Origin of the sequence: Curtobacterium sp. MCSS17_011, assembly GCF_003224275.1 — a bacterium.
Lineage (GTDB): Bacteria > Actinomycetota > Actinomycetes > Actinomycetales > Microbacteriaceae > Curtobacterium.
On record NZ_QKLE01000023.1, the window covers coordinates 14,934 to 37,000 of the forward strand.

The following is a 22,067-nucleotide window of genomic DNA, read 5'->3' on the forward strand; positions in this document are numbered from 1 at the left end:
TTCCCCCGCTACGCGGTCTCCGGCTCCAGCACCCGGGCCCGCACCTGCGCCGCCGCGCCGAGTGCCACGGCGTCGGACCCGAGCGTCGACTGCGCGAGCCGGATCGTCGCCCCGCTGACAGGCGGTTCCGCCTCGATCGCCGCCGTGATGGCCGGTTCGAGCAGGTCCCAGGACCGTGCGATCCCGCCGCCGACCAGGACGGTGGTGACGTCGAGAATCCCCGCGGTCAGCAGTGCGGCACGGGCCAGGCCCCACCCCGCCGTCGCGAAGACGGCGGCCGCGTCGGCGTCCCCACCGCGTGCGGCGACGGCGACGTCCCGTGCGGAGAGCATCCGCCCGGAGCGCTCGGCGTAACGGTCGGCGATGCCGCGTGCACCCGCGATGGTCTCGAGGTGTCCGACCTGTCCGCACGTGCACCGAGCGTCGCCGAACCCGGGCACGTGCCCGATCTCGCCCGCGGCGCCGCGCGGCCCGGCGAACAGCGCTCCGCCGAGCACGAGCGCGCCGCCGACACCGGTGCCGAGGGTCATGCCGAGCACGTCGGACTCCCCCACGACGGCGCCGGTGGCGATCTCGCCGAGCAGGAACGCGTTGACGTCGTTGTCCAGGGTCGCGGGGACGTCGAGGGCCTCGGAGACCGCACGGGTCACGCCGTACCCGGCCCAGCCGGTGAATGAGTTGCCCGTCACCAGGACGGTCCCCGTGGTCCGGTCGACGACGCCGGCCGCGCCCACCCCGACACCCGCCAAGGAGGCCCGGTGCGTCTCGAGCAGACCCGTCACCGCCCCGACGGCCGCCGTCACGATCGCCGCTCCGCCCGCGTGGGCGGGCGTTGGCAGGTCGACGCGGTCGACCACCTCGAGGTCGAGCGTGGTGAGCACGACCTTCGTGTTCGTCCCGCCGACGTCGACCCCGGCGAGCACCCGCGTCACGCGGTCACCGCCGCGAGCGAGGCGAGGCGCTCGGCCCGACGCCGGCGTTGCAGCAACGGGTCGGGCACCGGCACCGCGGCGAGCAACCGCCTGGTGTAGTCCGTGGTGGGGTGCAGGAGCGTGGTGCCGGTGGTGCCCTGCTCCTCGACGACGCCCTGGCGCATCACCACGACGCGCTCGGCGAAGTGCTGCACGACGGCCAGGTCGTGGGAGACGAACAGGCACGCGAACCCCAGGTCGTCCTGCAGCTCGCCGAGGACCTCGAGCACGGTCTCCTGCACGCTGACGTCGAGCGCCGAGGTCGGTTCGTCGGCGACGAGCAACCGCGGCTCGAGCACCAGCGCCCGGGCGAGCGAGACCCGCTGCCGCTGCCCGCCGGAGAGCTCGCGCGGGGCACGGGACGCCAGGGTCCGCGGCAGTCGGACCGCGTCGAGCACCTCGTCGATGCGGCGACGGCGGTCGGCCGAGGACATCCCGCGCCGGTGCACGGCGAGGGGTTCCGCGATGCACTCGGCCACGGACATCCGGGCGTCGAGGGACGCCACCGGGTCCTGCAGCACGACGCCGATGCCGGACCGCAGGGCCCGGCGGTCACGGCCCTTCGCGGTCCGCAGGTCCTGCCCGAACAGGGACACCGTGCCGGACGTCGGCTTGATGAGCCCGAGCGCCACCCGGGCCGCGGTCGACTTGCCCGAGCCGGACTCGCCGACCAGCCCGACGGTCTCACCGGCGTGCACCGCGATGTCGATGCCCGCGAGCGCGTGGACGGCGCGCGCCCCGCGCCCGAACGTCACCGAGACGTCCCGTAGGTCGACCACCGGGGCCGCACCGGGCCTCCCGACCGGCTCGGTCTCCGTGTCGGCGACGGGAGCCGGCGGACGGTCCCCCGCCACGTCGAGCCGCGGCACCGCGGCGAGGAGCCGCTTGGTGTACTCGTGCTCGGGGCGGAGCAGGACGTCCTCGACCCCGCCGGTCTCGACGATCTCGCCCTGGAGCATGACCGCGACCCGGTCGGCGAAGTCCGCGACGACACCCATGTTGTGCGTGACGAGCAGCACGCCGGTGCCGGTCTCGACGGCGAGCGCGCGGAGGAGCTCGAGGATCTCGGCCTGCACGGTCACGTCGAGGGCGGTGGTCGGCTCGTCGGCGATGAGCAGCTTCGGTGCGTTCGCGATCGCCATCGCGATGACCACGCGCTGGCGCTGGCCCCCGGACAGCTGGAACGGGAACGACCGGGTGCGTGCCTCGGGGTCCGGGATGCCGACGCGGCGGAGCAGGTCGACGGCCTCGGCGGCGGCGGCGGACGTTGAGACGTCACGGTGGTTCCGGATCACCTCCGCGATCTGGACACCGACGCGGGTGAGCGGGTCGAGGGCGGTCGCGGGCTCCTGGAAGACCATCGAGACGGTCGAGCCGCGCAGCGCTCGGAGCGAGGGTTCTGGTGCGTCGACCACCTGGTGGCCGGCGACGACGGCGCTGCCGATGGCGGTCGCGTTGCCGGACAGCAGGCCCATCGCGGCGAGCGCCACGGTCGACTTGCCGGAGCCGGACTCGCCGACCAGGGCGAGGGTCTCGCCGGGGGCGACCGACAGGGAGACCCCCCGCACGGCGTCGACGGTGCCGGACTCGGTGCTGAAGGAGACGCCGAGGGCGGTCGTCTCGAGGATCGGTTCGGTCGTCATCAGCGTCCCCGTACGTCGAAGGCGTCCCGCAGTCCGTCGCCCACCGCGTTGAACGCACAGACGACCAGGATCACGGCCAGACCCGGCGGCACGATGAGCCACCAGCGTCCGGAGTAGGCGGCGGTGAGACCCGCCGAGAGCATGCCGCCCCAGTCCGTCGCGGGCGGCTGCACGCCGAGCCCGAGGTACGACACGTAGGCGACCAGCAGGATCGCGTCGGCGACCTGGAACGTCGCCGCGACGACGATCGTCGACACCGAGTTCGGCAGCAGGTGCTTGCCGATCGCGCGGGCGTGCGAGCCGCCGATCGCGCGCAGGGTGAGGACGTAGTCGCGGTTCTTGAGCGTCAGGGTCTCGGCGCGGATCAGGCGGGACGGCACGAGCCACGACACCAGCCCGAGGATGACGATGAGGCCACCGACCCCGGGGTTCGTGATCGCCGAGATGACGAGCAGGATGAACAAAGCCGGGATCGCGATGCCGGCGTCGACGACGCGCATCATCAGGGCGTCGACCCAGCCGCCGACGTACCCGGCGACGGATCCCCACAGCGTGCCGACGACGGTGGCCAGGACCCCCGCGGCAATACCGACCATCAGCGAGACCTTGCCGCCGTACATCAGACGACCGAGGACGTCGTGGCCGACGGCGTCGGTGCCGAGCCAGTGCGCGGCGCTCGGGCCCTGGTTGGCCTGCTCGAGCAGCGTGTGGGTCTGGTCGGTCGGGTACAGGAACGGGCCGACGAAGCAGAACAGCACGATGACGACGATCAGGGCGAGGCCGATCACGGCCAGGGTGTTGCCCTGGAACCGGCGTGCGGCGAGCCGGAACCCGGTGGAAGCGACGGTGACGGGGGCGCCCGGCGCTTCGGGGGCCATCTGGACGGCGGTCATGCGCGGCTCGCCTTCACTCGGGGGTCGATCAAGGACTGTGCGACGTCGGCGAGCAGGGTGCCGATGACGGTCGCGATGGAGATGACGAGCACGCAGCCGAGCAGCGTCGGGTAGTCCGACGACTGCGCGGCGTTCCAGAACAGCAGCCCCATGCCCGGGTAGTTGAACAGCTGCTCGGTCACCAGGGCACCGCCGAACAGCACCGGCAGGTAGTAGCCGAGCATCGCCACGACCGGGGTCAGCGAGTTCCGGAACACGTGCCGCCGCAGGATCGTCGCGGTCGAGGCGCCGCCGGCACGGGCGGTGCGGACGTAGTCCTCCTGCAGGTTCTCGAGCGTCGAGGCGCGCATGTACCGGCTGAACACCGCGATCATCGCGAGGGCTCCGGTCACCACGGGCAGCACGAGTCCGGCCGGGTCCTGGAACACCTCTGCCAGGGTGGTGCCGCTCGGTGCCTGGGACGGCAGCCACGGCAGCTGCTGGCTGAAGACGATGATCAGGACGAGGCCCAGGAAGAACGCCGGCGTCGAGTAGAAGACGAACGCCAGGGCGGTGGCCGCGTAGTCGACCGCTCCGTTGCGGCGGGCCGCCTGGAGCATCCCGACCGGGATCGCGACGACGAGTCCGAGCACCGCGGAGATGCCGGTGAGCACGAGGGTCTTCGGCAGGCGCTCGGCGATGAGCTGCGAGACCGGCTCGTTGAGCGTGTACGAGGTACCGAGGTCGCCCGTGAGCAGACGACCGAGGAACCGCAGGTACTGCACGGGCAGCGGCTGGTCGAGCCCCTGCGCCTGGTTGAACTGGGCGATCTGCGTCGGGGTCGCGGAGACGCCGAGCACGCCGCGGGCAGGTCCGCCGGGCAGCGCGTGCAGCAGGCAGAACACCACGACGGTGACGATGAGGATCACCGCGAGCGCCTGCAGGACGCGCCTGGTGAGGTAGAGAGCTGTGGTCATGCGGCTTCCGATGGTCGGATTGGAGACGTGCGAGGGACGGGAGGCGCGGTGCGCGTCGGACGCGCACCGCGCCTCCCGTCCGTGGTCACGGTCTTACTTGTTCCACTTCCACTGGGCCGGGTGGAAGTTGGCGAGCGAGTCCTGGTCGAAGCCGGACAGGCCCTTCTTGACGACCGAGATCTGGTAGTCGGGGCTCGGCAGCCAGATCACCGGCAGGTCCTTCGCGACCGCGGCGCTGTAGTCCTGCACGGCGGTGGCGTCGGTCGAGGTGGTGGTCGCGTCGATCAGGGAGTCGACCTGCTCGTTCGAGTAGCTGCCGAAGTTCGCCGAACCGCCGGTCTGGAAGAGCGACTCACCGGTCGGGTAGGCCGGGAAGTACCAGCTGCCCGCGGTGCCGAAGAACGACAGGTCCCAGTCGCAACTGGCCTCGTCCGAGGTGCAGGTCGGGGTCTGCGACAGCACGCTCGACACCGGTGCGGTCTTGATGGTGAAGTCGATGCCGGTCTTCGCGAGCGAGGACTGGATCGCGCTCATCATGTTGTCGGTCACGGTCGAACCGGACTGCGACAGCACCTGCATCGAGAACTTCGTGCCGTCCTCGACGCCCTCGCCGCACTGGCTGGCCGAGGTGCCCGGGTCGGTGCAGACCATCGTGCCGCCCTGCTCCTGCCAGCCGTGGCTGGTCAGCAGGTCCTTGGCCTTCGAGGTGCTGAACGGGTACGGGTTCGACTTCTGCACGTCGGAGACGTAGTCGGACTCCTGCGCCTGCGGGATCGGACCGTAGGTCGAGGTTGCGGTGCCGTTGAAGACGACCTTGGACAGCGACTTCTGGTCGATCGACATCTGGACGGCCTGACGGGCGTACAGCTGCTTGAAGACGGCGCCCATGTCGGGGTTGTTGAAGTTGTACGGCATGTACGTGATCGCCCAGCCGGTCCACGGCTCGACCTCGTAGCCCTTCGCCGTGAACGCGGACTCCTGGTCCATGTCGGTGGCGTTGATGTAGCCGTAGTCGACCTCGCCCGAGCGGACGGCGTTCACCTCGGCGTCGGCCGTGGTGAAGGGCAGCAGGTTCACCGTCGTGATCGCCGGCTTCTCACCGCCGTCGTACTTCTTGTTCGCCGTCAGGGTGACCTTGCCGGCCGTGGTGAAGGTCTTGACGCCGTACGGGCCGGAGATGGTTTTCCACAGGTCGTCGGTGGCGTAGTCGGAGATCTTGCCGGCGGCGGTGTTCAGGTACTTCCACACCTGCTTCGCGCCGGCGGTGGTCTCGTCGGCGTCGGTCACCTTCGCGGTCGCGCTGGTCTTGTCCCACGCGTGCTGGGGCAGCGGGATGATGTGGCTCAGCTGGTTGGCGAGCATCCAGTCCGAGTTGTAGGCCTCGTCGAACGTGATGGTGAAGTGGGTGTCGTCGACGGCCTTGAACGACGTCCAGTTGTCCGGTGCCTTGCCCTTGGAGTACGAGCCCCACTGGTCCTTGTTCGCCTTGATCAGGTTGAACCAGAACCCGACGTCGCGGCTCGTGATCGCCTCGCCGTCCGACCAGTGCCGGTCGCCGAGCGTCATGGTGACGCTCTTGCCGTCGTCGGCGAACTGCGCGTCGGTGGCGACGGAGCCGGCCTTGTTCCACGCGATCTTGCCGGTGGACCCGTCGTACGCGACGAGCGGCTCGTACAGCGACTGGGCGATGGAGCCGTTGTTCGTGTTGAGGTGCGCGGCGGTGCCGATCGGCAGGATCCAGTTCGGCGTGAAGTTGGCGGGGAGCGCGTAGTCGATCTCGTCGGTCGATCCCTGCGAGGCGTTGCCGCCTCCGGAACAGCCGGCGAGCAGCGCGCTCACGGCGATCGCAGCTCCGGTGAGGAGCGCCCAGCGACGGGGCTTGGACATGCGGTGTCTCCTTGTGCGAGGGACTTCGGGGAGGTGGAGCACGGGTGCCGAGCGGCACGAGGACAGTCAAGGACCAAAGCGATTGGAAAAACAAACATCTCGATGTAAAAACTGCGTTACTGCGGAACGGACGAAAGGGTGGACCGCTCGATCCGCCCCGTAGGCTCGCGGCAGAACGGACCACCGACCGGTGTTCCGTTCCCGTTCCGCCCGGATTGGAGAAAGTCGTGGCCGATCTCAGCGCCCGCGTCCTGGAGCTCGTCGCCTCGGGGCAGGCCGCCAGCCGGACCGAGATTGCGAAGGTGCTCGGAGCCGCTCCCTCGACCGTCTCGCACGTCGTCGGCCAGCTCCTGGAGCACGGGATCCTCGCCGAGGAAGGCACCGACGTCTCGACCGGCGGTCGCCCCCGCAAGGTGCTCCGCATCGGCGGCGTCGACGAGTACGCGGTCGCCGCGGACGTCGGTGGCGGGCACGCGCGCATCGGCGTGGTCCTGCCAGGAGGCGCGCTCGAGTCGGTCGCGAACGTCCCGTTCGCGCTCTCCGACGGTCCGACCGCCGGGCTCCAGCGCCTGGCCGCGCTGCTCGAGCGGCTCGCCGACGACCGTGGTCGCGAGGGACTGCGGGGCGTCGGGCTCAGCCTGCCGGGGCCCGTCGACGTCGTCGCCGGCGTCGTGGACCTGCCCAGCCGGATGCCGGGGTGGAACGGGTTCCCCGTGGCCGCGTGGCTGAGCGACCGGTTCGGCCTGCCGGCGATCGTCGACAACGACGCGAACTGCATGGCGGCGGGTGAACAGACCGTGCAGGATCCCGCTCGGCGCCAGACCATCACGATCAAGGCGGGATCGGCGATCGGCGCGGGCATCGTCATCGACGGCCGGCTCTACCGCGGGTCGACCGGTGCGGCCGGGGACATCACGCACGTGCGCATCGACGCCGCCGGGGACACCCCGTGCTCGTGCGGCAACACCGGCTGCCTCGAGACGGTGGCGTCCGGGGCCGCCCTGGTCCGGATCCTGTCGAACGCCGGGGTCGACGTCGCCTCGACCGCCGACGTCGTCCGGCTCGCCTCGGACGCGCACCCCGAGGCCACCCGTGCCGTGCGGATGGCGGGCAGGTACCTGGGCGAGGTGCTCGCCGCCAACGTGAACTTCTTCAACCCCGATGCCGTGTACCTGGGCGGCATCCTGTCGACCCTCGACCCGTTCATCGCCGCCGTGCGGAGCCAGCTCTACGAGAGCTGCCACCCGCTGATGACCCAGCACCTGGCCATCGAGCCGGTGTCGCTCGGCGCCGACGCCGGGCTCGTCGGCGCCGGGCAGTTCGCGCTGCAGCGGGGCCTCGCCGCCTCGCTCGAGGAGCTCTCCGCGCCCATCCCCCAGTCCACCACCAGGAACAGGAGCGTCCGTGTCTGAGACCGGTCCCGTCACCCCAGCCGTCCCCGCCGCCAACCGTCCGGTCATCGCGATCGCCGGGCTGGCCATCGAGACCTCGACGTTCACGCCGACCCGGACGCACGCCCCGGCGTTCCACCCCGACCGCGGCGCCGAGGTCGTCTCCCGGTACCCGTTCCTGGCGACCATGGCCGACCGGGCGGACTTCCGCGGGGCGCTCATCGGGCACGCGCTGCCCGGCGGGATCGTCGACCGGGCGTCGTACGAAGCCCTGGCCGATGAGATCGTGGATCGGCTGCGCACTCTGGGTCCGGTCGACGGGCTCTGGTACGACATCCACGGCGCGATGGTGGTCGAGGGGCTCGACGACGCCGAGACGGACCTGCTCGGCCGCATCCGCCAGGTCGTCGGCCCCGACGTCATCGTGTCCGCCTCGATGGACCTGCACGGCAACGTCACGCGCGAGCTCGCCCACCAGGTCGACCTCGTCACCTGCTACCGGATGGCCCCGCACGAGGACGCCCTCGAGACGAAGGAGCGCGCCGTCCGCAACCTGGTCGACGCGCTGACCGAGCGACCCGCCGGTGCGCAGCGGCCCGTGAAGGCCTGGATCCCGATCCCCGTCCTGCTGCCGGGCGAGCAGACCTCGACCCGCCTCGAGCCCGCGAAGTCGTTGTACGCGCAGGTCCCGCTCGTCGAGCAGACCGAGGGCGTGCTCGACGCCGCGATCTGGGTCGGGTACGCCTGGGCCGACCAGCCCCGCGACCAGGCCGTCACCGTCGTCACCGGGTGGGACGAGGCCGCGGTCGCCGCCGGTGCCGAGCGACTCGCCCGGGCGTTCTGGGACGTCCGCGAGGACTTCGTGTTCGTCGCGCCGACCGGCACGTTCGAGGAGTGCCTCGACGCCGCGCTCGCCCTGGGTGCCGCGAAGCCGTACTTCGTCTCGGACTCGGGCGACAACCCCACCGCCGGTGGCTCCGGGGACATGACGTGGGGCCTGACGCAGGTGCTCGCCCGCCCGGAGTTCCAGGACCCGTCCGGCCCGACCGTCATCTACGCGAGCGTCCCCGGACCGGCCGCCGTCGCCGCTGCTGTGGACGCCGGCGTCGGTGCGACGATCACCGTGACCGCCGGTGCGTCGGTGGACCACGTGCACGCGGGCCCGATCACGATGACCGGCCGGGTGCACGCGATCAAGCACGGCGACCGTGACGCGGAGACCGAGGTCGTGCTGCAGGTCGGCAGCGTCTTCGCGATCCTGACGAAGCTGCGGAAGCCGTACCACCACGAGCACGACTTCACCGACCTCGACCTGGCGCCGCGGCAGGCGGACGTCGTCATCGTGAAGATCGGGTACCTCGAACCGGAGCTGTTCGACATGTCCGCCGACTGGATGCTCGCGCTCACCCCGGGCGGTGTCGACCAGGACCTGCTGCGCCTCGGGCACCACAGGATCGAGCGCCCGATGTTCCCCTACGATCGAGTGTTCCCGACGGCACCGGACCTCCGCGCCCGCATCGTCCCCGCCTCCAACGAACCGCTCGGAGCCCCTGCATGAGCACCACCGCCGCACTCGAGATCGCCGTCACCTCACCGGCCGGTGCGATCACCGCGCGGGACGGCGGCGCCGACCGCGTGGAACTCTGCGTCGGGCTCGAGCTCGGCGGGCTCACCCCCTCGCAGGCCCTGGTCGAGACGACCCACGAGACCGGGATCCCGGCGCACGCGCTGGTCCGCTGCCGCCCGGGCGGGTTCGTGCACTCCCCCGACGAGGTCGAGCTCATGGTGCGCGAGGTCCGCACGGTCCTGCGCTCCGGGGCCGCCGGCGTCGTGGTCGGAGCCCTGCGGCCCGACCGGACCCTGGACGAGGACGCCCTCCGCCGCTTCGTGGACGCCGCCCGCTCGGTCAGCGCCACCGCCGAGGTCACCCTGCACCGTGCGATCGACCACGCGACCGACCCCGTCGCCGCTGCCGGGTCGCTCGCGGCGCTCGGGTTCACCCGCGTCCTGACCTCGGGGGCCGCCCCCACCGCGGTCGCCGGCGCCGAGACGATCGCACGCATGGTCGAGGCCGCCGGGCCCGTGCAGGTGATGGCCGGCGCCGGGGTCACCCCCGCCGACGTCCGCGCGCTGCTCGCCACCGGTGCCGCCGCCGTGCACCTGTCGGCCAAGCGACCGGCCGCGGACAGCGCGCACGCCGGGGTGCCGATGGGAGTTGGGGACGACGGCTCCGCGCACTTCGTCACCGACGCCGAGGTCGTCGCGGCCGCGCGGCGCGCGCTCGACGCCTGAGTCGTCCCGGACCCGCACCGGGTCCCCGAACCCACACCGCGCTCCGGACCCGCACTGGGTCGGTGGTGCGGCGCGTGGCGGACGCGCACCGCGCCTCCAGGCCAATCCGTGACCACCCGGAGGGACCCGCTCCTACGGTCGGCACCACCTGACCGAACGGAGAACCGTGTCCGCTCCCGTGACCGACAGCACCGAACCCGACACCCGTCGCGCCGAGGTCGCGCGGTTCCTCGAGGAGCGCCGCGAGCACCTGGTGCGGCAACTCAGCGAGTGGGTCCGCATCCCGTCCGTCGCATCGCAACCCGAGCACGCGATCGACGTCGACCGGTCCGCGCACTGGCTGGCCGGAGCGATGCGCGAGGTCGGCCTCGAGACCGAGATCCTGCAGGCCGGTCCCGCACCGGCCGTGTACGCCGAACTGCTCGTCGACCCGGCGCTGCCGACCGTGCTCGTCTACAGCCACCACGACGTGCGGCACGCGAAGCCCGAGGAGTGGCACGAGACCTCACCGTGGGAACCCGTGTTCCGCGACGGACGCCTGTACGGGCGCGGGGCGTCCGACGCGAAGGGACAGGTGCTCGCCCACCTGTGGGGGCTGCGCGCGCACCTCGCCACCCGACCCGACGGCACCCCGGCCGTGAACCTCAGGTTCCTCGTCGAAGGAGAAGAGGAGCTCGGCTCCAGCCACTTCGCCGACCTGCTCGACGCCGAGCAGGAGCGGCTGGCGTGCGACGTCGTCGTGTTCTCGGACACCCTGCAGTGGAAGGCCGGCAACCCCGCCGTCGTCACGTCGATGCGTGGCATGACGGGCGCGACCCTCACCGTCACCGGGCCCGCACGCGACGTCCACAGCGGCGCCGTGTCCGGCCCCGCGCCGAACCCGGTGCACGCGCTCGTCACCGTGCTCGCGGCCCTGCACGACGACCAGGGCCGCATCACGATCCCCGGGTTCCTGGACGACGTCGACGCGCTCACGGACGAACGCCGTGCCGAGCTGCAGGCACTCCACTTCGATCCCGACGTCTGGGTCGAGCGCACCGAGACCGGAGCGATCACCGGCGAGGCGGGGTACTCGGTCGAGGAGCGCCTCTGGGCACGACCGTCGATCGAGGTGCTGACCCTGCTGGCCGGCGACCCCACCGGGTTCCCACGAGCCGTGGTCCCGCGCGAGGCCACCGCCGAGATCAGCATCCGGACCGTGCCGGGGCAGCGCGTGCAGGCCGTCGCCGAGCAGCTGCGCCGGTTCGTCCGGGACACGATGCCCGACGGGGTGACCTACGAGCTGACGATCCCCGAGGAGACCGGGCAGGATCCGTACGTGACCCCGTCGGGCCCCGAGCTCGACGCGCTCGTGCGGGCGATGGAACTCGGGCACGGCGCCGAGACCGCCGGGCGGATGGGGAACGCCGGGGGCGGTCCGGCGGAACTGCTCGGCCGGGTGTTCGACGCACCCGTCCTGTTCGTCGGGACGGGGTTGCCGGAGGACCACTGGCACGCCAGTGACGAGAGCGTCGACCTGCGCACCCTGCTCGACGGTGCGGCGACGATCGCGCACCTGTGGACCGAGCTCGGCGCCGACGGGAATGGATCGTCGCACTCCGGGGCTTGATGCCCCCATGACATCGTCAGCAGAGCGCCGCGGGTGGCTCAGCGTCACGTCCGTCGCACTCGGGTCGTTCGTGCTCGTCCTGTCCGAGTTCCTGCCCATCGGGCTGCTCCCCGCCATCGCCGACGACCTGGACGTCGGCATCGGCACCGCCGGCCTGATGGTCGTCGCCACCGGACTCGTCGGCGCCGTCGCGGCACCGGTCGTCACCGTCCTGACCTCGCGACTCGACCGCCGTGTGGTGCTCGTGTCCCTGACCGTGCTGCTCGTGGTCGCCGACGGCCTCGCCGCGATCGCGCCGTCGTTCTGGGTGCTGCTCACCGCACGGATGCTGCTCGGTGTCGGCATCGGTGGCTTCTGGGCCATCGGTGCCGGGATCGCCGGGCGACTCGTCCGGCCGGAGCTGACGATCCGCGCAACCTCGCTCATCACGGCCGGCGTCTCCGTCGCGACCGTCGTGAGCCTGCCGCTCGGCGCCCTGGTGTCGTCGCTCGCCAGCTGGCGTCTCGGCTTCGTGATCGGCGGGGCGCTCGGTCTCGTCGCGCTCGTCCTGCAGCTGGCGATGCTGCCGCGGATCCCCGCGCAGCAGCGGGTGCGGTTCGCCACGCTCGGGTCGCTGCTCCGCGTGCCCCGTGCCCGGGTCGGGCTCATCGCCGCGGCCTTCGTCTTCGCTGCTCAGTTCGCCGCGTACACCTACATCGCGCCGTACCTGCAGCAGCTCGTCGGCGTCGGCCCGGACACCGTGACGATCGCGCTGCTGGTGTTCGGCGTCGCGGGCATCGTCGGTAACTTCGCCGCCGGCTTCACGCTCGACCGCAGTGTCCTCGGCACGATCGGGGCGTCGAAGTTCGTGCTCGCGGCGGCCGTCGTGCTGCTGCCGCTGCTCGCCCACTCGGTCGTGGGGGTCTTCGTGTTGCTCGTCGTCTGGGGTCTGGTTTGGGGTGCGCTGCCGCTCGGGATGCAGACGTGGATGTCGACGGCGTCGCCGGCCGGGTCCGAGACCGGGCTCGCGCTGTTCGTCACGACGATCCAGCTCGCGATCGCCGCCGGTTCGGTGCTCGGCGGTGCCGCGGTGTCGTCGTTCGGTCTGGCTGCTGACTTCTGGCTGGCCGGCGGGGTCGCGATCGTCGGCGCCGTCGTGCTCGTCGCGATGGGGCTGCGGAAGTCGAGCGCCGTGCTGGCGGTCGAGCCGGTCGTGGCCGACCCGACGCCGACCGGCCCGGTGGCCGTCGCCTGCCCCTGACGGCCTGAGCCTGCTTCAGCCCCGGCGCCCGGACCGGGCCGCGAAGTCGTCGAGCGCCGAGAGCACTTCGTCATTGCGGTACAGGACGCCGTGACGGTACTCGTTCTTCGACAGCAGGATGCCGGCGTCGACGAGCTTCTGGATGTGCGGGTACACGTTCCTCGTCACGACACCCATCTCGGCGGCGAGTACCGTCGCGTTCAACACGGGCTGCCGCGCGACCACGTCGAGCGCGTCCCAGACGCCGGAGTCCCGGCGAGCCTCGATCCGGTCCTGCCAGCTCCTCCGGATCCGTCGGATGTCCTCGACGAGTTCCGTCGCGTTCCCGATCGCGGCGAACACGGCTTCGGCCACCCGCCGGATGATCGGTTCGACGTCGCCACGGCGGTACGCCGTCAGCGCCTCGACGTAGCCCGCATTGTCGATCAGGAGGCCTGCAGAGACCGGGACCGTCACGTTGCGGGTGAGCTCGTTGGACCGCAGCATGGCCTGCAACAGTGCGCGCCCAGTGCGACCGTTCCCGTCGGTGAACGGGTGGATGGTCTCGAACTGCGCATGCGTCACGGCGACCTGCGCCAACCGAGGCAGGTCAATTCGCCGCGCGAAGGTCATGACGTCGTCGACCAGTCCCGGAACGCGTTCCCATGCCGGGGCGACGAAGTCGGCTCCGACCGGGCTGCGACCGTCGGTGCCGATCCACACGGGTTCACGCCGGAACGCTCCAGCATCGTGATGGGGGTCGTGTTCGAGCAGGACCTCGTGCATCGCGAGCACGGTAGCGGAGGTCAATTGATCGGACAGTTCGATCGCGGTCCGCATCGCGCGTGTGTTCGAGACGATCGCGGTGGCGTTCCGCTTGCCGGGAGCGCCGATCTCGGCGGTGAACACCTGCCGAGCACTCGCCGTGAGGTGCTCGATCTGCGACGACGCTGCTGCTTCCGAGCGCAGCAGGAGCGAGGCGAACGAAGACACCTCACTACCGAGTTCGCTGTCGAACCGCACAAGCGCGGTCGAGGCTTCGTCGACGAGAGTCGCCACGTCATCGCTCAGCTCGATCTGGAGTCCCGCGATCGCGGGCGGAACCGCCGCCGCGTACGCTTCCCGAACCGTGCCCCGTCGAGCTGCCCGCGGACCGTAGTCGGCGTCACGGCGCTCCCAGTCGAGTTCCTCGTACTGCAGCGCGGGCCACGTGGTCACGATCACTCCCTGATGCCAGACTCGGTCTGCCAGATTTTCTGACCTAAGCCATCATCTCAGAAAATCTGGTGATCGCATTCTGAGATCGCCGCTGTCGCTCTTCCCTTCGCCCCACGGTGCCCCAAGACGCCGGTGTTCGCGCACCGAACTCGCGCAAACCGCGGTTCGACGGACGAACACCGGTGTCTTGCGGAATCGCCCCGACGGACGCTGGAACCGACCCGAGACGCGACAGGAGGCCCGTGGCGATCCCGCCACGGGCCTCCTGTCCGCTGTCAACGCGTGGACCGCGCGACGTCAGCCGCCGTCCGTCAGCCCTTGACCGGGATCGACTGCGCCTTGAGCGCCGCGATGGTCTTGGACTGCCCGGACTCGAGCGCCTCGGCCAACGTGCCCGAGCCGGACGCCGCCTGCCCGAAGCCGTCGGAGACGTCCGAGTAGGTCTGCGTCATCGTCGGACCCCAGGTGAAGGGCTGGATGTCCTTCGCCGCGGTGGCGAACTCCTCGTAGATCTTCTGGCCGCCGTAGAAGTCGAGCCCCTCGGTCAGGGCCGGCAGGTCGGCGCCGGTGGTCGAGGCCGGGTACAGGTTGGCCTCCTTGTTCAGTGCGGAGAGCGCCTCGGTCGAGGTGTTCAGCCAGACCAGGAACTTCGACGCCTCGGCCGGGTGCTCGCTGCCCGCGAAGACGACGTTCGACGAACCGCCCCAGGCGGCCGACTTGGTCTCGCCGGACTCCCACTGCGGCATCGGGGCGACGGCCCACTTGCCCGAGGTCGACGGCGCACCGCTCGAGATGGTGTTCGCACCCCAGACCGCGGAGACCCAGGTCCAGTCCTTGCCGCTGTCGTAGGCGCTGTTCCACTGGTCGGTGAAGCTCGGCAGGGTGTTGACGAGCTTCTTGTCGATCAGGTCCTGCCAGTAGTCGGCGACCTTCTTCGACGCGTCGTCGTTCAGGTTGACCTTCCAGTCCTGGCCCGAGTTCTCGAACCACTGGCCACCGGCCTGCGAGACGAGCCCCGCGAACTGGTTGACGTCACCCTTGGCGAAGTTGGTGATGTTGCCGCCGAGCTCCTTGATCTTCACGGCGTCCTCGGCGTACTCCTCCCACGTCTTCGGAGCGTCGAGGCCGGCCTTCTCGAACAGGTCCTTGCGGTAGTACAGCGCCATCGGGCCGGAGTCCTGCGGCACCGCGTAGACCGACTTCGACTCACCGAAGGTGACCTGGTTCCACAGGCCGTCGGAGAAGTCCTGCTTCGCGTCGCTGATGCCGGCGCACGCGCCGATGTCCTCGAGGCCGCCCTGCACGCGGAACGCCGGCAGGGTGTCGTACTCGACCTGGCCGATGTCCGGCGCCTGCTTGGCCTTCAGCTGGTTGAAGAAGTTCTGGTAGGTGCCGCTGTTGCCGTTCGCGACGATCGAGACCTTGACCTGGATGTCCGGGTTGGCCTTGTTCCAGATCGCGACGACCTTGTCCATGTTCGGCACCCAGGTCGTGAAGTCGAGGGTGACCTTGCCGTCCGAGGGCTTGCAGCTGGCGGCCGCGGTGTCGGATCCGCCGCCGCTGCTGCTGCCGCCGGTGCTGCAGCCGGCGAGGGCCACGGTGGCGGCCACGGCGACGCTGAGGAACTTCGTTGTCTTCATGCTGTTTCCGTTCGGATGTGGTGTGGGGAGAACTGGTGCGGGAAGGGGTGCGGGTCGAGGGGCTACTTCAGGCCGCCGGAGCCGAGGCCGGAGCGCCAGAAGCGCTGCAGGCTCAGGAAGGCGATGAGCAGCGGGATGATCGAGACGAACGACCCGATGAGCACGAGGGTGCGCAGGTCCGGGTACTGGTTCACGCTCGAGTTCCACGTGTAGAGGCCGAGGGTGACGGGGAACAGCGACGAGTCGCGGAGCATCACGAGCGGCAGGAAGAAGTTGTTCCAGACGGCGACGAACTGGAACAGGAAGATCGTCACGAGCGCGGGCGACATGAGCCGCACCGCCACGGTGAAGAACGTCCGGACCTCGCCGGAGCCGTCGATGCGGGCGGCCTCGATGATCTCGTCCGGCACGCTCGACGCCGCGAACAACCGCGACAGGTAGACGCCGAACGGGCTGACGATGCTCGGCAGGAACACCGACCAGAACGTGTCGGTCAGGTCGACCTGGCTGAAGATGAGGAACAGCGGCAGGGCCAGGGCGGTCGCCGGCACGAGCACGCCGCCGAGGAACACGTTGAACAGCACCTCGCGGCCGCGGAACCGGTACTTGGCCAGGGCGTACCCGCACATCGCGGAGAGCACGGTGCCGAGCAGGCCGGCGACCCCGGCGTAGGCGATGCTGTTCAGCAGCCAGCGCAGGTAGATGCCGTCCTGCCGCGTGAACAGCTCGACGAGGTTGCCGGAGAAGTCCTGCACCGAGGTGGCGCTGAACCACAGCGAGAACGTCGAGTTGAAGTTCGCGGCGGTCTTGGTGGACGAGACCAGCAGCCAGAAGATCGGCAGCAGGAAGTAGAGGGTGAAGACCCCCATCACGATCATCGCGGCGCTGCGCGAGATGACGCTCTCACGGGGACCGCGCGCTCCGCGCTGGTCCGGACGGGAGGCCCGGTTCGGCTCGAGCGGTCGGCCGACGTCGCGGACGAGGTCACCTGGGGACGGGGCGTTGACGGTCACTGGGCGGCCTTCCGCTGGGTCAGTCGGAGGAACCCGATCGACAGGACGAACGTGGCGACGGCGAGGACCACCGAGAACGCCGCGGCGAGGTTGAAGTTCGGCACCGAGGACGTCGAGTAGACGAGCATGTTCGGCGTGAAGGTCGACGAGATGGTCGAGGTGAACTGGCGGAACACGGTCGGCTCGGTCAGCAGCTGCAGCGTGCCGATGACGGAGAACACCGCGGTGAGGACGATGGCCGGCACCACGAGCGGGATCTTGATCGACAGGGCGATCCGGAGCTGGGACGCACCGTCGAGCTTCGCCGCCTCGTACACCTCGGCGGGGATCGCGAGGAGCGACGAGTAGATGATGAGCATGTTGTAGCCGACGTAGACCCAGGTCACGACGTTGGCGACGGCCCACAGCACGGTGCTGCCGCCCAGCAGGTCGACCCGCGAGGTCACCGCGGAGAACGGCGACAGGTCGGGGGCGTAGAGGTAACCCCACATGATCGCGGCGATGACGCCGGGCACCGCGTACGGCGCGAAGAACGCCAGGCGGAAGAACCGCTTGCCGCGCAGCAGCGGGGAGTCGAGCAGCAGGGCGAACAGGAGCGCGAGCCCGAGCATCACCGGCACCTGCACGACACCGAACAGCAGCACGCGGAGCACCGAGCTCCAGAACTCGCCGTCCTGGAACACCAGGGCGTACTGGCTCAGACCGCCGAAGACCTGCGTCGGGGCGCCGAACGTGCCCTGCCGCTCGATCTTCTGCAGCGACTCCCACACGGCGTAGAGGATGGGGACCAGGTAGAACGCCGTGAACAGGACGGCGAACGGCAGGACGAAGATCGCGATCGCGCGGCGGTAGCGGAACCCGCCGCCCCGGCGTCGTCGGGTCGCGCTGGGCGACTGTGCGGTGGTGGTCATGAGCGGTTCCTGTCGGTGCGGATGATCTGGGTCCCGCCGGGGGCGATGGCGGTGGTACCGGTGACGGGGCGGTCGGCGACGAGCTCGTGGCCGACCTCGTGGTGCTCGACGGTGCGGTCGGAGTGGTTCAGCAGGAAGACCCACTCGTGGGTGTCGTCCCGGCGACGCACGACCTCGAGTCCGGGGCGGACGGCGGGGTCGGCGCGCACCCCGGCCTCGTCGAGGACGCGGTGGACGAAGCCGCCCAGCGCACCGGCGTCGAGCACCGTGGACGTGTACCAGGCGGTCCCGGCGCCGTGCTCGTTGCGGGTGACGGCCGGGCGGCCGGCGAGCGAGCCCTCGGCGTAGTCGACGACGCTCGTCGCACCGCGCAGCTCGACCGGCTCCGACCAGACGCCGCCGGTCGTGCCGTCGGACAGCGTGATCGTGGCGTCGGCGGCGAGCGGGAGGAACTCGTCCACCCGCACGCCGAGCAGGTCGCGGAAGGCGCCCGGGTAGCCGCCGGTGCGGACCCGGTCGCGCTCGTCGACGATGCCGCTGAAGCAGCTGACGATCGCGTGCCCGCCGCCGGCGACGTGGTCGGCGATGACGGCCGCGTGCTCGTCGCGGACCAGGTACAGCTCGGGGACGACGACGAGTGCGTACCCGTCGAGCGGTGCCCCGGGGGCGACGACGTCGACGGTCACGCCGAGGTCCCAGAGCGCGGCGTGGAACGCGTGGACCTGCTCCAGGTAGCGGAGCGCGGTGCTGGGGTGGGCCTCCAGGTCGGCGGCCCACTGGTTCTCCCAGCTGAACACGAGTGCGACGTCGGCGACCACGCGGGACCCGCTCAGTTCGCCGAGCCGCTCGACCAGGGCGCCGAGCGCGACCACGTCGTGCCACGTGCGCGAGTCGGTGCCGGCGTGCGGCAGCAGCGCGGAGTGGAACTTCTCGCTGCCCTGCACCGACGCACGCCACTGGAAGAAGCAGACGCCGTCGGCACCGCGGGCGATGTGCGCCGCGGTGTTCCGGAGCATCTCGCCCGGGGCCTTCGCGACGTTGTGCGGCTGCCAGTTGACGGCGCCGGTCGAGTGCTCCATGAGCAGCCAGGGGGCGCCGCCGGCCAGGCCACGGGTGGTGTCGGCGGCGAAGGCGAGTTCGACGTGCGGCCGGGGCAGGCGGTGGTCCAGGTAGTGGTCGTTCGCGATGACGTCCATGTCGCCGGCCCACGACCAGTAGTCGAGCGCCGTGATGTGCGCGGCGACCATGAAGTTCGTCGTGACGGGCTTGTCGCTCAGCTCCCGCAGGACGGCGGCCTCGGCACGGTGGTGGCCGAGGAGTTCGTCGGACGAGAACCGGTCGAAGTCGATGGTCTGCGCCGGGTTCGTGAACGACAGCGTCGCGCGGGGCGGCAGCACCTGCTCCCACGCCGAGTACCGCTGGCTCCAGAACGAGGTGCCCCAGGCGGCGTTCAGCGCGTCGACCGTGCAGTACCGGGCCTGCAACCAGCCGCGGAACGCCTGGGCGGAGACGTCGCAGTAGCAGTGCGCGTTGTGGCAGCCGAGCTCGTTCGACACGTGCCAGAGCCGCACGGCGGGGTGGTCGCCGTAGCGCTCGGCGGTGGCGCGGACCAGGGCGAGGGCGTGCTCGCGGTAGACCGGGGAGCTCGGGCAGAACGCCTGGCGGCCACCGGGCCAGCGGGTGGTGCCGTCGGCGACGACGGGCAGGACCTCGGGGTACCGGGTGGTGAGCCACGGCGGGGTCGACGCGGTGCCGGTGCCCAGGTCGACGCCGATGCCCGCGCCGTGCAGCAGGTCGATGACGGTGTCGAGCGCGGCGAAGTCGTACTCGCCCTGCCGGGGTTCGACGTGCGACCAGCCGAAGACGTTGATCGCGACGAGGTTCACGCCGGCCTCGCGCATGAGCCGGACGTCCTCGACCCACACCTCGGGGTCCCACTGCTCGGGGTTGTAGTCGCACCCGAACGCGAGGCCCGTCGAGCCGAGGCCGAGCGCGCCGGTGGCGGTCGTCGGCAGGGTGGTGGTCGTCACGGGGATCCTCGCTGATCGGGGCGACCCCGGCCGCCTCGGCCGCGTGCGACCCCTTCGACGGCGAAGGCCACCCAGTGCTCTGGGAGCGCTCCCAGTCCGCACCGGCCGATCGAGGCCGTTGGTATTTGGGAGCGCTCCCAGAGCAAACACCAGCGGCTGCACCCTGTCAACTGCGAGGCGTTCCGAGGGCTCCTCAGGGACGGATATGGTTGCCCCATGTCCGAGGTCCGATCCGCTCGTCAGCGCGCCACGATCCAGGACGTCGCCGACGAAGCGGGGATGTCCCGCGGCACCGTGTCACGGGTGCTGAACGACGAGCCGTACGTGTCGCCCAAGGCCCGCGAGGCCGTGCAGGACGCCGTCCGACGCGTCGGCTACGTGCGCAGCGCCGCAGCCCGCAGCCTGGTCACCCGGCGCTCCGGGGCGATCGCGCTCATCGTCCACGAACCCTCGGTCGTCGTGCTCGACGACCCCAACATCGGCAACATCCTGATCGGCACGAACGCCGTCCTGTCCGACGCCGACCAGCAGCTCGTCACGATCATGGTCGACTCCGCCCGCGACAGCGAGCGCGTGGTCGAGTACCTGCGCGGCGGCTTCGTCGACGGCGCCATCGTGCTGTCCGCCCGCGACGGCGACCCGATCACCGGCGCGATCGAGGAGATCGGCATGCCCGCGTGCTTCGTCGGGCACCCGTCCGACGCCGCGAACATCTCGTACATCGGCATCGACAACCGCGACGCCGCCGAGCAGATCACCCGGCGGCTCATGGACACCGGTCGACGACGGATCGGGATGCTCGCCTCCGGGCTCGACCGCGACTCCGGGCAGGACCGCCTGGCAGGGTTCACCGCGGCACTCGGCGAGCGCTTCGACCCCGACCTCGTCGCCCGGAACCCCCTGTTCAGCTACACGGCCGGCGCCGAGGGCATGCGCGAGCTGCTCGAGAAGGCCCCGGACATCGACGGGGTGTTCGCCGCCTCCGACGCGGTCGCCGCCGGTGCGATGGACGTGCTGCAGCGCAACGGCAGGAGTGTCCCCGACGACGTCGGCGTGGTCGGCTTCGACGACAGCGCCTGGGCGCTGCGGTGCGACCCGCAGCTGTCGACGGTGCGGCAGCCGGCGCGCCTGCTCGGTGAGCAGGCGGCGCACCAGGTCCTCGAGCAGATCGGCGGCACCGACGACGGTCCACGTGGCCTGCTGTTGCCGACGGAGGTCGTCTGGCGCGGATCCGCGTAGCCGGTCACGGTACGGACGGGAGGCCCGTGGCGGCGTCGCCACGGGCCTCCCGTCCGTGCACGGGTGCGTCCCGCACCCGGCTGGGTCAGCCCCGCGGCGGCGAGTAGAGCTGCAGGTCGTTGCCCTCGCTGTCCTTGAAGGGGATGATCTTGCCCCACGGGTGCTCGCTGATCTCGCCCTGGATGTCCGCGCCGCGCTCCTTGAGCGCGGCCACCTCGTCCTCGATGCTGCCGTCCGGCTGGAACGACACGACGGCGCCACCGTCGCTCGCCTGGCTGGCGGACTCGCGCCCGTTCAGGCCGATCATCAGGCCGCCGGCGTCGATCTCGCTCCAGTCGTCGGACTGGTCCTTGACGGTGAGACCGAGCGTGTCGCGGTAGAACGCGACGGCGCGCTCCATGTCGCTGACCGGGACCCAGACTGCTGCGACTCCACTTGCCATGGTGTTTCCTCTCGTCGTGGTGTGCCGTGGACGGTAGGCAGCGCTCGTGCACGCTGGTACAGGGTCGGTGTCCCCCGAACGCGCTGAGCCGTCACGCTGCAAACCGACCGGGGAAGCGCTCCGAATGTCATGTGTGCCGCACACTGCGGCGCGTACAGAAAAGAGGGCTGATCATGACCAGCAGCGCAGCAACCGCACGCACCGGCTCCGGTTCGACGTGGACCCAGCGGGGCGCGTTCGTCTTCGGTGTCGTCTTCCTGATCGTCGGCATCGCCGGGTTCATCCCCGGACTCACCATGGACATGGGCTCGATGTCCATGGCCGGCCACGGCTCCATGGCCCTGCTCCTGGGCCTGTTCCAGGTGTCCGTCCTGCACAACATCGTGCACCTGCTCTTCGGGATCGTCGGGCTGCTCGCCGCCCGCCGTGCAGCCTCTGCACGTCTGTACCTCGTCGCCGGCGGCATCGTCTACGCGGTGCTCTTCGTCTACGGACTCTTCACCGCGGGCATGGCCGGTGGCGCGAACTTCGTGCCGCTGAACAGCGCGGACAACGTGCTGCACGCCTTCCTGGCCGTCGCGATGATCGTGCTCGGTTTCGTCCTGCCGCGGATCGGCACGCGCACCGCCCGCTGAACCGCAGCACACACCGGACGGGAGGCCCGTGGCGACACCGCCACGGGCCTCCCGTCCGTCGCGCGGTCCGCAACCGAC

18 protein-coding genes are annotated in these 22,067 nt (G+C 70.9%); 7 read left to right on the plus strand and 11 right to left on the minus strand.

Going from position 1 to position 22,067, the window contains the following annotated elements:
* Nucleotides 1-8: 8 nt before the first annotated feature.
* The 5 genes from DEJ17_RS13740 to DEJ17_RS13760 form a co-directional block, all read right to left on the minus strand.
* The gene (locus tag DEJ17_RS13740; protein WP_181421208.1) at nucleotides 9-932 is read right to left on the minus strand and encodes an ROK family protein; all 924 of its coding nucleotides are present in this window, start codon (nucleotides 930-932) and stop codon (nucleotides 9-11) included.
* Nucleotides 929-2,614, minus strand: a complete 1,686-nt coding sequence (locus DEJ17_RS13745) for an ABC transporter ATP-binding protein (protein ID WP_110894759.1) — start codon at nucleotides 2,612-2,614, stop codon at nucleotides 929-931. Before DEJ17_RS13745 ends, DEJ17_RS13740 begins: the two co-directional genes overlap by 4 nt.
* On the minus strand, nucleotides 2,614-3,507 hold the full coding sequence (locus tag DEJ17_RS13750; protein ID WP_110894761.1) for an ABC transporter permease: 894 nt from the start codon (nucleotides 3,505-3,507) through the stop codon (nucleotides 2,614-2,616). Before DEJ17_RS13750 ends, DEJ17_RS13745 begins: the two co-directional genes overlap by 1 nt.
* Nucleotides 3,504-4,463 (minus strand): ABC transporter permease, encoded by a 960-nt coding sequence (locus DEJ17_RS13755; protein WP_027467218.1) that lies wholly within the window; start codon nucleotides 4,461-4,463, stop codon nucleotides 3,504-3,506. The genes DEJ17_RS13750 and DEJ17_RS13755 overlap by 4 nt, the downstream gene beginning before the upstream one ends.
* Nucleotides 4,464-4,556: 93 nt before the next feature.
* Complete coding sequence (locus tag DEJ17_RS13760; protein ID WP_110894763.1) at nucleotides 4,557-6,350, minus strand: peptide ABC transporter substrate-binding protein; 1,794 nt, start codon at nucleotides 6,348-6,350, stop codon at nucleotides 4,557-4,559.
* 227 nt (nucleotides 6,351-6,577) lie between these two features.
* Between DEJ17_RS13760 and DEJ17_RS13765 the strand changes: the two genes are divergently transcribed.
* The 5 genes from DEJ17_RS13765 to DEJ17_RS13785 all read left to right on the plus strand — a co-directional run bounded on the left by DEJ17_RS13765 (nucleotide 6,578) and on the right by DEJ17_RS13785 (nucleotide 12,882).
* Nucleotides 6,578-7,762: an ROK family protein gene (locus DEJ17_RS13765; protein WP_027467220.1), complete on the plus strand. Its 1,185-nt coding sequence runs from the start codon at nucleotides 6,578-6,580 to the stop codon at nucleotides 7,760-7,762.
* Nucleotides 7,755-9,299 carry a M81 family metallopeptidase gene (locus tag DEJ17_RS13770; RefSeq protein ID WP_110894765.1) on the plus strand — a complete coding sequence of 515 codons (1,545 nt, stop codon included), beginning with the start codon at nucleotides 7,755-7,757 and terminating at the stop codon, nucleotides 9,297-9,299. Before DEJ17_RS13765 ends, DEJ17_RS13770 begins: the two co-directional genes overlap by 8 nt.
* Nucleotides 9,296-10,033 carry a copper homeostasis protein CutC gene (locus tag DEJ17_RS13775; protein ID WP_110894767.1) on the plus strand — a complete coding sequence of 246 codons (738 nt, stop codon included), beginning with the start codon at nucleotides 9,296-9,298 and terminating at the stop codon, nucleotides 10,031-10,033. The genes DEJ17_RS13770 and DEJ17_RS13775 overlap by 4 nt, the downstream gene beginning before the upstream one ends.
* A gap of 178 nt (nucleotides 10,034-10,211) precedes the next feature.
* The gene (locus tag DEJ17_RS13780; RefSeq protein WP_110894770.1) at nucleotides 10,212-11,642 is read left to right on the plus strand and encodes a M20/M25/M40 family metallo-hydrolase; all 1,431 of its coding nucleotides are present in this window, start codon (nucleotides 10,212-10,214) and stop codon (nucleotides 11,640-11,642) included.
* 7 nt (nucleotides 11,643-11,649) lie between these two features.
* The gene (locus tag DEJ17_RS13785; RefSeq protein WP_110894772.1) at nucleotides 11,650-12,882 is read left to right on the plus strand and encodes an MFS transporter; all 1,233 of its coding nucleotides are present in this window, start codon (nucleotides 11,650-11,652) and stop codon (nucleotides 12,880-12,882) included.
* 15 nt (nucleotides 12,883-12,897) lie between these two features.
* On the opposite strand, the gene DEJ17_RS13790 is transcribed toward DEJ17_RS13785, so the two are convergent.
* The 5 genes from DEJ17_RS13790 to DEJ17_RS13810 form a co-directional block, all read right to left on the minus strand.
* Nucleotides 12,898-14,079, minus strand: coding sequence for a Fic family protein (locus DEJ17_RS13790; RefSeq protein ID WP_258366817.1), 1,182 nt, complete (start codon nucleotides 14,077-14,079; stop codon nucleotides 12,898-12,900).
* A gap of 311 nt (nucleotides 14,080-14,390) precedes the next feature.
* Nucleotides 14,391-15,719, minus strand: coding sequence for an ABC transporter substrate-binding protein (locus DEJ17_RS13795; protein WP_110894774.1), 1,329 nt, complete (start codon nucleotides 15,717-15,719; stop codon nucleotides 14,391-14,393).
* A gap of 62 nt (nucleotides 15,720-15,781) precedes the next feature.
* Entirely contained in the window at nucleotides 15,782-16,732 is a 951-nt protein-coding gene (locus DEJ17_RS13800; RefSeq protein ID WP_258366818.1) for a carbohydrate ABC transporter permease, read from the minus strand.
* Nucleotides 16,729-17,643 carry a carbohydrate ABC transporter permease gene (locus DEJ17_RS13805; protein WP_017887606.1) on the minus strand — a complete coding sequence of 305 codons (915 nt, stop codon included), beginning with the start codon at nucleotides 17,641-17,643 and terminating at the stop codon, nucleotides 16,729-16,731. The genes DEJ17_RS13800 and DEJ17_RS13805 overlap by 4 nt, the downstream gene beginning before the upstream one ends.
* Complete coding sequence (locus DEJ17_RS13810; RefSeq protein ID WP_110894776.1) at nucleotides 17,640-19,673, minus strand: beta-galactosidase; 2,034 nt, start codon at nucleotides 19,671-19,673, stop codon at nucleotides 17,640-17,642. The genes DEJ17_RS13805 and DEJ17_RS13810 overlap by 4 nt, the downstream gene beginning before the upstream one ends.
* A gap of 216 nt (nucleotides 19,674-19,889) precedes the next feature.
* Here DEJ17_RS13810 and DEJ17_RS13815 point away from each other — a divergent pair, with 216 nt between their 5' ends.
* Nucleotides 19,890-20,912: a LacI family DNA-binding transcriptional regulator gene (locus tag DEJ17_RS13815; protein ID WP_110894778.1), complete on the plus strand. Its 1,023-nt coding sequence runs from the start codon at nucleotides 19,890-19,892 to the stop codon at nucleotides 20,910-20,912.
* 85 nt (nucleotides 20,913-20,997) lie between these two features.
* On the opposite strand, the gene DEJ17_RS13820 is transcribed toward DEJ17_RS13815, so the two are convergent.
* Nucleotides 20,998-21,354: a VOC family protein gene (locus tag DEJ17_RS13820; RefSeq protein ID WP_110894780.1), complete on the minus strand. Its 357-nt coding sequence runs from the start codon at nucleotides 21,352-21,354 to the stop codon at nucleotides 20,998-21,000.
* A 173-nt stretch (nucleotides 21,355-21,527) separates the two neighbouring features.
* Here DEJ17_RS13820 and DEJ17_RS13825 point away from each other — a divergent pair, with 173 nt between their 5' ends.
* The gene (locus tag DEJ17_RS13825; RefSeq protein WP_110894782.1) at nucleotides 21,528-21,989 is read left to right on the plus strand and encodes a DUF4383 domain-containing protein; all 462 of its coding nucleotides are present in this window, start codon (nucleotides 21,528-21,530) and stop codon (nucleotides 21,987-21,989) included.
* The last annotated feature ends 78 nt before the right edge of the window (nucleotides 21,990-22,067 follow it).

What these genes read in the sequence shown, in the direction of transcription:
- DEJ17_RS13795 (WP_110894774.1), bottom strand. Translation starts at nt 15,719, where the DNA reads ATGAAGACAACGAAGTTCCTCAGCGTCGCCGTGGCCGCCACCGTGGCC.
- DEJ17_RS13815 (WP_110894778.1), top strand. Translation starts at nt 19,890, where the DNA reads ATGTCCGAGGTCCGATCCGCTCGTCAGCGCGCCACGATCCAGGACGTC.
- DEJ17_RS13805 (WP_017887606.1), bottom strand. Translation starts at nt 17,643, where the DNA reads ATGACCACCACCGCACAGTCGCCCAGCGCGACCCGACGACGCCGGGGC.
- DEJ17_RS13750 (WP_110894761.1), bottom strand. Translation starts at nt 3,507, where the DNA reads ATGACCGCCGTCCAGATGGCCCCCGAAGCGCCGGGCGCCCCCGTCACC.
- DEJ17_RS13825 (WP_110894782.1), top strand. Translation starts at nt 21,528, where the DNA reads ATGACCAGCAGCGCAGCAACCGCACGCACCGGCTCCGGTTCGACGTGG.
- DEJ17_RS13820 (WP_110894780.1), bottom strand. Translation starts at nt 21,354, where the DNA reads ATGGCAAGTGGAGTCGCAGCAGTCTGGGTCCCGGTCAGCGACATGGAG.
- DEJ17_RS13760 (WP_110894763.1), bottom strand. Translation starts at nt 6,350, where the DNA reads ATGTCCAAGCCCCGTCGCTGGGCGCTCCTCACCGGAGCTGCGATCGCC.
- DEJ17_RS13785 (WP_110894772.1), top strand. Translation starts at nt 11,650, where the DNA reads ATGACATCGTCAGCAGAGCGCCGCGGGTGGCTCAGCGTCACGTCCGTC.
- DEJ17_RS13755 (WP_027467218.1), bottom strand. Translation starts at nt 4,463, where the DNA reads ATGACCACAGCTCTCTACCTCACCAGGCGCGTCCTGCAGGCGCTCGCG.
- DEJ17_RS13745 (WP_110894759.1), bottom strand. Translation starts at nt 2,614, where the DNA reads ATGACGACCGAACCGATCCTCGAGACGACCGCCCTCGGCGTCTCCTTC.
- DEJ17_RS13775 (WP_110894767.1), top strand. Translation starts at nt 9,296, where the DNA reads ATGAGCACCACCGCCGCACTCGAGATCGCCGTCACCTCACCGGCCGGT.